Here is a 5,086-nt window from a genome sequence, read left to right as displayed (position 1 = left end):
TATTTGTATTGAGCTGAATCGTATCGACACTACCCCTCGTCCGACCACACAAATTGACGCGACAGCGCTCAATGTTTGCTGGGTATCTTTTGCGTCGCTTATCAATTGCAGGTAGGATGCTGCGCCATGTTTCGTCTTATCTATGCGCAAAATAGCGGGAAAGACAGCATATTTATTCGCCAGGGCAAACTTTTGTTTCGCCCTGGCCGGATAAGAACATCCTCGATGATTCAGACAGGTCAACAGGTAACGCAATGAAAAACAGCAACAACAGCGCAGCAGAGCATCAGGCTGGAAAAAACGCCGCTGGCTGAACTCGCACGAAGAGGGGTATAAGCAAGCGATGGGTAACCGCCAGGTGCAGATGATTGCTATCGGCGGTGCGATTGGTACAGGGTTATTTCTCGGTGCGGGCACACGCCTGCAGATGGCAGGCCCTTCGCTCGCCATCGTCTATCTGGTTTGTGGCATCTTCTCTTTCTTTATTCTCCGCGCGCTTGGCGAGCTGGTACTGCACCGCCCCTCCAGCGGCAGCTTCGTCTCCTACGCCCGTGAGTTCCTGGGTGAGAAAGCGGCGTTCGTTGCCGGCTGGATGTACTTCATCAACTGGGCGATGACCGGCATTGTAGATATCACCGCCGTTGCGCTCTAAATGCACTACTGGGGCGCATTTGGTGACGTGCCGCAGTGGGTTTTCGCCCTTGGCGCGCTGGCTATCGTCGGCACCATGAACATGATCGGCGTGAAGTGGTTCGCTGAAATGGAGTTCTGGTTTGCGCTAGTGAAGGTGCTGGCTATCGTGGTTTTCCTGGTCGTGGGCACTATCTTCCTCGGCACCGGCAAACCGCTGGACGGCGGCACCACCGGTTTCCACCTGATTACCGATAACGGCGGCTTCTTCCCGCACGGCCTGCTGCCTGCGCTGGTGCTGGTCCAGGGCGTAGTGTTCGCCTTCGCCTCTATCGAACTGGTGGGTACGGCGGCGGGCGAATGTAAAGATCCGCAGACCATGGTACCGAAAGCCATCAACAGCGTGATCTGGCGTATCGGCCTGTTCTACTGGGCTCCGTGGTCCTGCTGGTGCTGCTGCTGCCGTGGAACGCCTATCAGGCTGGGCAGAGCCCGTTCGTGACCTTCTTCAGCAAGCTGGGCGTGCCTTACATTGGCGACGTGATGAACATGGTGGTGCTGACCGCCGCGCTCTCCAGCCTGAACTCGGGCCTCTACTCCACGGGCCGTATTCTGCGCTCCATGTCGATGGGCGGCTCTGCTCCCAAGTTCATGTCCAAAATGAGCAAGCAGCATGTTCCCTACGCGGGCATCCTGGCGACGCTGGCGATCTACGTCTTTGGCGTGGTGCTGAACTATCTGGTTCCGGCCAGCGTGCTGGTGCTGATGGCGTTCGACTATCCGAACGGGACCTATACCATCGCCTCGATTCCGGTGATTGCGGTTCTGCTGGTCGTAGGCTGGTATGCCGTGCGTAAGCGGGTGCAGGAGATCCACAGCGCTGCGCCGGTGCATGTGGAAGAGACGGCGGAAAGCACCGTGCTGGTTGAGAAGACCTCCAGCTAAATCCTTTTAAAGAACGTTTTTAAACAATGCCCGGCAATCCTGTCGGGCATTTTTCATTCACTCTTACAGTGCAATACGGATCACATCATCCGGATCGGTCGCCTCTTTCTCGCGGGTTGACGCTTGCTTCACGCTCACGTACAGCGTTTTGCCATCGGCAGAGAGCGCCAGGCTGTTCGGGTAGGTCGGCGTATCAAAGCTCTTCACCACCTTGTAGGTTTTCGCATCGATAACGCTCACCTTGCCCGCCTTGCGGTGGGTGACGTAGGCTTCGTTGCGGGTCGGGTTAAACAGCACGGCCAGCGACTCCGGGGCAGCAACCTTCGCCAGCACCTTGCCATCGCGCAGATTGACCACCAGCACCTCCGCCTGCTTCGAGTCGGTAATAAACGCGCGCTGTCCAGCAGTGTCGAGGCTCAGGTTGAGATAGAAGTGCTCTTTGCCATCGTCGAGCACTTTCTGGCGGGAGAGGATTTTATTGCTGCTGGTATCGATAGTAATGAGCTCGCCGTCGCCATTAGTGGTATAGAGGCGTTTTGCCGCCGCATCGATAGCCAGCCCGGTGCTAAAGGTGCCCGTGTCAGCGATCGTGTTTTTCAGCTTCAGCGTTTCACCATCGACAGCCCAAATCACGCTCTGCTTGCCGATGCCGGTGATATAAACGGTATTGGTGGTTTCATCCACCGCCAGTTCACGCGGCTGCAATGGGCGCACCGTCTCAGAGCGCTGGCGATCGTCCAGCACCAGGCGACCTTTGACCTCGCCCGTTTTGGCGTCAACGGCAGTAACCGCGCTATTGGTCGTGTTGCCGAACCATAGCGTCTGGGTTTGATTGTTGATGGTCGCACCAAACGGCTTGAGATCGTTGTGGATGGCCTGGGTGATATCCAGAGTTACAGGGTCGAGACGGTAGATCACGCCGCCCTTATCCATCTTGCGGCTCTGGGTCGTGGCGACCCACAGGGCGTTCTCCTGCTGGCTAAAGGCCATTTCGTATGCGCCCTTACCCACCGGTTTACGCAGCATCTCCTCCGCCGCGCTGGCATTAAATGTCCCCGCCAGCAGCAGTGAACCGAGGAACAGTGAACCACGCAGGCGCGGCGAGCTTAATTGACGTAAAAACATGACGACTCCCTTTGATTAACACATTCGCGTGTTGCGAATGAGAATAATAATCATTAATTAATAAAATGTGGAGTCTTTCTTGCGAGGTCGTCCATAATCTTCATACTTCCTCCATACACACTTAGATACACCACTTAACACTACGTGCCGTTAACGTTTTCATAATTTTTACAAAAACAGTAACATGTGCACACATGTTCCATTTGGTTCGTTTTTATTTAACCGGTTCCTTTAATGAAAATCATTGCTATCACGCACGCTACCCTCCCTTTTTTGCTGCTGCCAGCCGCCTGTGGCTCTGCTTTTGCCGCTGATGAGCAGACCCTGATCGTCAGCGCGACGCCGCAGACCGTGTCCGAGCTGGATACGCCCGCCGCCGTCAGCGTGGTCAACGGGGAAGAGATGCGTCATGCTACCCCGCGCATTAACCTCTCTGAGTCGCTGACCGGCGTGCCGGGGCTACAGATCCAGAATCGCCAGAACTATGCGCAGGATCTGCAGCTCTCTATGCGTGGCTTTGGCTCCCGCTCTACCTACGGCGTGCGCGGCATTCGCATGTACGTCGACGGCATCCCGGCGACCATGCCGGACGGCCAGGGACAGACCTCCAATATCGATCTCAACAGCGTCGAGAGCGTAGAAATCCTGCGCGGCCCCTTCTCTGCCCTCTACGGTAATGCCTCCGGCGGCGTGGTTAACGTCACTACAGAAACCGGCCAGCAGCCGACGACCATCGAAGCCAGCAGCTACTATGGCAGCTACGGTAGCTGGCGCTACGGCCTGAAGGCTACCGGTGCGATGGGAGACGGTACTCAGGCAGGCGACGTGGACTATACCGTCTCCTCTACCCGTTTCATCACCAGCGGCTATCGCGATCACAGCGGCGCGCGTAAAAACCTGGCTAACGCCAAACTCGGCGTGCGGATCGATGACGTCAGCAAGCTGAGCCTGATCTTTAACAGCGTCGATATCAAAGCGGACGATCCGGGCGGCCTGACCGAGCAGGAGTGGAAGCAAGATCCGCATCAGGCTCCGCGTGCTGACCAGTACAATACCCGCAAAACCATCAAGCAGACCCAGGCCGGGCTGCGCTATGAGCGTCAGCTGAGCGAGCAGGATGACCTCAGCGTGATGATGTACGCAGGCGAGCGTGAAACGACCCAGTACCAGTCCATTCCGCGTGCGCCGCAGCTCAATCCGACCCATGCGGGTGGGGTGATCGACCTCAGCCGTCACTATCAGGGGATCGACACCCGCTGGACCCACCGTGGCGAGCTGCTGGTGCCGGTGACCATCACCACTGGCCTGAACTATGAAAATATGAGCGAAGATCGGAAAGGTTTCGAGAACTTCGTGATGGATAACGGCACCCCGTCGTACGGCCAGAAAGGTAACCTGCGCCGTAACGAGCGCAACCTGATGTGGAACGCCGATCCCTATATGCAGTCCCGCTGGCAGCTGACCGACAAGCTCTCGCTGGATGCCGGGGTGCGCTACAGCTCGGTGTGGTTTGACTCCAATGATCACTACGTCACCGCCGCTAACGGCGACGACAGCGGCGAAGCCAGCTACCACGAGTGGCTCCCGGCCGGTGCGTTGAAGTATGCCGTGACCGATGCGTGGAACGTCTACGCCGCCGCAGGTCGTGGCTTTGAGACCCCGACCATCAACGAGCTCTCCTACCGTGCTAATAACCAGAGCGGCCTGAACTTCAATCTCAAACCGTCGACTAACGACACCTATGAGATCGGCAGCAAGACCCGCGTCGGCAACGGCCTGTTCACCGCAGCGCTGTTCCAGACTCTGACCAATGATGAGATCGTAACCGATACCAGCAGCGGCGGGCGCACCACCTACAAAAACGCCGGGAAAACCCGTCGTCAGGGTGCCGAGCTCTCCATCGACCAGCAGTTTGCCGGTAACTGGCGGGCAAAAGCGGCGTGGACTTACCTGGACGCGACCTACCGCACCAACGTCTGCGGGGATGACAACTGCAACGGCAACCGGATGCCGGGCATCGCGCGCAACATGGGCTTTGCCTCCCTCGGCTACGAGCCGGAGAGCGGCTGGTACGCGGGGGCCGATATGCGCTATATGAGCGATATTGAAGCTAACGATGAGAACACGGCGAAAGCACCGTCCTATACCACCGTAGGTCTGAACACCGGGTACAAGTTCAACTACAACAACTGGATGCTGGACGTGTTTGGCCGGGTTGATAACCTGTTCGACAAAGAGTATGTCGGATCGGTGATCGTTAACGAGTCTAATGGCCGCTACTACGAACCGGCTCCGGGTCGTAACTACGGCGTAGGCCTCTCCGTGGCGTACCGCTTCGAATAAGGCGTTAACATCTCTGCTGATGCCCGGTAGCCAAACGCTGCCG

At 57.3% G+C, this 5,086-nt stretch carries 2 protein-coding genes and 1 pseudogene; 2 read left to right on the top strand and 1 reads right to left on the bottom strand.

Annotated elements, in window-relative coordinates; translation table 11 throughout:
* Positions 1 to 254: 254 nt before the first annotated feature.
* A pseudogene (ansP, locus tag FN633_RS10820) lies at positions 255 to 1,575 on the top strand (L-asparagine permease).
* A 63-nt stretch (positions 1,576 to 1,638) separates the two neighbouring features.
* Here ansP and yncE read toward each other — a convergent pair.
* Positions 1,639 to 2,700: a 7-bladed beta-propeller protein YncE gene (gene yncE, locus FN633_RS10815; RefSeq protein ID WP_154057713.1), complete on the bottom strand. Its 1,062-nt coding sequence runs from the start codon at positions 2,698 to 2,700 to the stop codon at positions 1,639 to 1,641.
* A gap of 234 nt (positions 2,701 to 2,934) precedes the next feature.
* Here yncE and pqqU point away from each other — a divergent pair, with 234 nt between their 5' ends.
* Positions 2,935 to 5,043 carry a TonB-dependent receptor PqqU gene (gene pqqU / locus FN633_RS10810; protein WP_154057712.1) on the top strand — a complete coding sequence of 703 codons (2,109 nt, stop codon included), beginning with the start codon at positions 2,935 to 2,937 and terminating at the stop codon, positions 5,041 to 5,043.
* Positions 5,044 to 5,086 lie beyond the last annotated feature (43 nt).

Origin of the sequence: Pseudescherichia vulneris (assembly GCF_902164725.1) — a bacterium.
In the GTDB taxonomy this organism is placed as follows: Bacteria; Pseudomonadota; Gammaproteobacteria; order Enterobacterales; family Enterobacteriaceae; genus Pseudescherichia; species Pseudescherichia vulneris.
Note: the sequence above shows the minus strand (reverse complement) of the source record. Positions and strands in the feature narration are given on the sequence as shown.

Coding starts and splice junctions, on each gene's coding strand:
- yncE (WP_154057713.1), bottom strand. CDS start 2,700: ATGTTTTTACGTCAATTAAGCTCGCCGCGCCTGCGTGGTTCACTGTTC.
- pqqU (WP_154057712.1), top strand. CDS start 2,935: ATGAAAATCATTGCTATCACGCACGCTACCCTCCCTTTTTTGCTGCTG.